Genomic DNA, 4,469 nt, shown 5'->3' with positions numbered 1-4,469 from the left:
AATTGGGCTTAAACAAGCAATATTTGTGTCAATTTTAATAATTAAAACAATTTAATGCTAATTTCCGATTCGATAAATTTGCCTATGCTGAATTTTGCTGAAATTAGGAAAATGTTATTTTGTTTAATTTTAACCCTTTGCCTAAAAAGGGATTTAAAATTCATTTGATTTAACTAATTCCTTTTTAAAAACATTTTTAATTTTAAGGGCATTTTTGAATTAATCAGGTAATTTTATTTTAATTTAGATATAAATAAGTTATTTTAATTGATATTTTATTAAAATAGCTCTTTAAATATTATATTAAACCTAAAAAAGTAATATTATGTTATATGGACTTTGGGAAAAATGCTTTTAAATATCCATTTTTTCGGCTTTTCTGTAAAAGTTCCAGTCAATTTCAGGTATTTTTAGCTATTTAATTTTGGCTTTTTTTAACATTTATGGGCATTTTTATCCTTATTTTCAATAAAAAACTTTATATACTACTTACCAGTTAATAGTTACTAACAATCTTGGGAGGATTTAAAGATTTGAGAAAAATCCTTTGAAAAAGTTTCATGATAAATCATGAATAATTCCCAAGGTTGGAGTTTAATGAGAGAGGTGAAAAATGCATAATGGAAAAAATATTGTATTGATGTTTTTGATTGTTATGTTGTCTTTCGCAGTAATCTCGGAGGTTTCGGCTGTAGCTGTTGATGAAGCTGAACCTGGCGAGTCGGGTTTGAATGAATCGGACAGATCATTCAATTCTTCAGACTCCTAATTGTATGCGAAAGATTCTATGAATCGTCTGAGGGTTTTGAAGTGATGAATGGTCAAAACTCCTAAACGAAGTTTCTAACGAAACTTATGGAAACATGATTTTATACAAACAAATTCATGAGAAGCCTTTAGAGCAGAATTTTCATGAAAATGAAAGTCAAAAGCCACAAATGGCCTTTAAATTTAAATGATGGTGAAAAAAGGAATAATATCCCAATCAAATAAAATTTAGTTATGATTCAATGTTTCAAAAACATTATTCAAAAATCTGGTAAATAAATATCGCGTCTTGTCAAAGGGATGTTATTTCATCTGCCATAAAAAACGAAGTATCTAACCTATTAATTAGGGTCATGATTTGGCTTCTGCCTTCAAAGCTTTGATGACTCATAATTTCGGTATGGATTTGAATTTTCAAAAAATAGTTCCAAATAATTTCCTTTCCCGTATAAGAAAACATCTCCATATTTGAAAATGGGTCATCCCATATCTGTACTGTTCCAGTGGTCCTTTGATGAATTCCTCCTTAATATGAATTCTGGACAAACACACACCCAATTTCCAAATGTAACTTATTCAAGTGGACCATTGAGCAATGGTATCAATTTGGACTTAAAAACTAGCTCATAATTGAACATAAAGGCAATTTTGCCTTGAATATAAGGTTAATCCACACTTAACCTTATTTTGTTTTTTTTTAATTTTTTTTTTAAAATTAAAGTTAAATTTAAATAATTTTTTATAAATAAATTAATTCTAACTAATTGTTTTAAGGTTATTAAATGTTTGAAATAAAAGCCAAAGATATGAGAGGAAGAGTAGGTGTTTTAAAGACAAAACATGGAAATGTTAAAACTCCTGCATTAATGCCAGTAATACACCCGCGCAAACAGGAAATTGATGTTAAAAAGTATGGTGCGGATATAGTAATTACTAATGCTTATTTAATTTATAAAGATGAAGATTTAAAGCAGAAAGCTATTGATAAAGGTCTTCATAAAATGATTAACTTCGACGGACCGGTCATGACGGATTCAGGTTCCTTTCAGCTGTCCGTATATGGTGATGTTGAAATTACTAATAAGGAAGTCATAGAATATCAGGAACAGATAGGAACCGATATTGGAACAAGCCTTGACATTCCAACGGCACCATTTGTAGAAAGGGAAAAAGCAGAAAGTGATTTGGAAATCACCCTTGAACGTGCAAGGGAAGCGGTCGAGTTTAAAAAGGACAATGATATTGAAATGCTTCTCAACTCAGTAGTTCAGGGATCAACATTCATGGACCTGAGACAGAAATGCGCAAGGAAATTGTCTGAATTGGATGCTGACCTGTATCCTATCGGTGCAGTAGTGCCTTTGATGGAATCATATCATTACAGGGAGCTCGTTGATGTCGTCATGAACTCCATAATGTATCTTCCGGACAATACCGCTCGCCATCTGATGGGAGCAGGACATCCTATGATATTTGCCCTTGCAGTTGCAATGGGATGTGACCTCTTTGATTCTGCTGCTTATATTCTCTATGCGGAAGATGACAGGCTGCTGTCAACAAGAGGCACATTCAAGCTGGAAAATCTTCATGAAATGCCGTGTTCCTGTGAAGTGTGCTCAAAATACACTCCGGATGACTTGAGGGCAATGCCTAAAAAGGAAAGAAGGGATTTGATTGCACAGCATAACCTCTATGTTTCATTTGCAGAGCTCAGATTAATCAGGCAGGCAATCCATGAAGGAAGCTTGATGGAACTTGTCGAAGAGCGCTGCAGAGCCCATCCTGCACTTTTGGATGCTGTTCGCCAGCTTAAAAACTATAATGAATCCTTTGAGGAATACGACCCTAGAAGCAAAAAGTCTGCATTTTTCTACACAGGTCCTGAATCATTGGGCAGGCCGGAAGTCCTTAGGCATCATGAGAAGCTTCGTCAAATGCCTAAAAAGAGGGATTTGATAATTCTTCCACCTTCAAGAAAACCTTATTCCAAATTCATTTCAGGCAAGCTGGGACAGTTCCACATATGCGGCAGCAGGCATGAACTGGATTTGGACAATGCTGACTTTATGGTACTAGACATTCCATTCGGTTTGGTGCCTCTTGAAATTGACGAGCTCTATCCTTTGAGTCAAAATGCCGCTCCAAAGATACCTGACAGCGACAGCAAGGCTTATCTTAAGGATTTCCTTGATGAATTCATAGGTGAATATGATCATGTACTGATACATCCGAGAATAGTGAGAAACCTGGATTTGGATTTGCCGGAAATTGTTGATGAGGATATAAGGTATGCAAAGGATGATGTTCGCAAGATAAAAGCAATAGCCAACTATCAATTCGGATGGGGTGCCGGTGAAGCACTGTTTAAAGGCAACATCAATATAGAAAAGAGTAAAAAGACAGGCAAAATAAGACATATCTATGACGGAAAAACCCTGATTGTTAATATGAGAGCATCAGATTCATATTTGGTACTCTCCAAGGAAGGTGCCAGAAGACTTCATGCTGCAGCACCATATCCTAAAAACCGTGTTGTAGTCAACAAAGACTCAGAGCCATTTGCCCTTGACGGAAAAAGTGTATTCTCCAAATTTGTAGTGGAATGCGATGACGGCATAAGGGCCAATGATGAAGTGCTGATTGTTAACGAAGAGGACAAGCTCCTTGCATTCGGTAAATCATTATTATCTGCAGTTGAAATCAATAATTTCCAAACTGGTCAAGCTATTAAAACAAGAAAAGGATTTAAAAAGTAGGTGTTAACATGAGTGACAAGGATAAAGTGAATACTGGTCATCACATTGAAGATAAAGAATTAATCATTAATGCAAGAAAGCCTATAGGCAAACTGGGACGCAAGATTCTTGACAGGATGAACAAGTCCCATGAACTTATGGCTCAATGGGGAGTCAGCCATTTTGACATTCCGAAAGGTGACATGATTCTTGATATCGGATGCGGAGGCGGAAAGAATATTGAAAGATTTGCAAAGCTAATCACAGAAGGTAAGGTATTCGGAATTGACTATTCTGAAGTGAGTGTAAAAATGTCAATTGAACTCAACCGGAAAGCCATAGATGAGGGCAAAGTCGAGGTGATTCGGGGATCTGTATCCAAAATGCCCTTTGAAGACAATAGCTTTGATATTGTGACAGGTTTTGAAACTATATATTTCTGGCCCGATTTCATCAATGATTTGAAGGAAGTTAACAGGGTATTGAAAAAAAACGGCCTGTTATTTTTCTGTAATGAGGCAGTCTACAGGGAAGGCGAAATGGAAAAATATGATGATCTTGTGGAATTGCTGGACATGAAGATATACTCTGAAGATGTCCTAAGGGAATCTCTTGAAAAGACAGGATTTAAGGATTTTAAATCTTATATTGAAGATAAAAACGATTGGATTTGTGTAACTGCTAGAAAAAAATAGATGATTTAATGAAAGGGCAAATTGTAGCTATTGTTATTAAATGCAATTTTGACCTATATTAAAATTTTTCAAATTTTATTTTTGCCCTTTTAATGTCATTAAAACAAAACTTTTATATAGCATAATTGCATAATATAATATTGTTGTTTATTTTTATGCGGTGTTAGTCCAGCCTGGTTAAGACTCTAGCCTGCCACGTTAGAGACCCGGGTTCAAATCCCGGACGCCGCACTTTTACTTTTGCAGCTGTGGTATAGTCTGGTTATTACTT

At 35.2% G+C, this 4,469-nt stretch carries 3 protein-coding genes and 1 tRNA gene; all 4 read left to right on the top strand.

Annotated elements, in window-relative coordinates; translation table 11 throughout:
* Positions 1-613: 613 nt before the first annotated feature.
* A complete protein-coding gene (locus ACKI3Q_RS09410) occupies positions 614-769 on the top strand; it encodes a hypothetical protein (protein WP_407416334.1) in 156 nt (51 codons plus the stop codon).
* 781 nt (positions 770-1,550) lie between these two features.
* Positions 1,551-3,524 (top strand): tRNA guanosine(15) transglycosylase TgtA, encoded by a 1,974-nt coding sequence (tgtA, locus tag ACKI3Q_RS09405; RefSeq protein ID WP_407416333.1) that lies wholly within the window; start codon positions 1,551-1,553, stop codon positions 3,522-3,524.
* A gap of 8 nt (positions 3,525-3,532) precedes the next feature.
* Positions 3,533-4,198, top strand: a complete 666-nt coding sequence (locus ACKI3Q_RS09400) for a class I SAM-dependent methyltransferase (protein ID WP_407416332.1) — start codon at positions 3,533-3,535, stop codon at positions 4,196-4,198.
* A 157-nt stretch (positions 4,199-4,355) separates the two neighbouring features.
* Positions 4,356-4,429 (top strand) — tRNA-Gly (locus ACKI3Q_RS09395).
* The last annotated feature ends 40 nt before the right edge of the window (positions 4,430-4,469 follow it).

The organism is Methanobrevibacter sp. (assembly GCF_045636185.1).
GTDB lineage: Archaea > Methanobacteriota > Methanobacteria > Methanobacteriales > Methanobacteriaceae > Methanocatella.
This window is presented reverse-complemented; position numbering and strand designations above follow the sequence as displayed.

Excerpts from the sequence above, each read along its gene's own strand:
- ACKI3Q_RS09410 (WP_407416334.1), top strand. The coding sequence starts at position 614 with ATGCATAATGGAAAAAATATTGTATTGATGTTTTTGATTGTTATGTTG.
- tgtA (WP_407416333.1), top strand. The coding sequence starts at position 1,551 with ATGTTTGAAATAAAAGCCAAAGATATGAGAGGAAGAGTAGGTGTTTTA.
- ACKI3Q_RS09400 (WP_407416332.1), top strand. The coding sequence starts at position 3,533 with ATGAGTGACAAGGATAAAGTGAATACTGGTCATCACATTGAAGATAAA.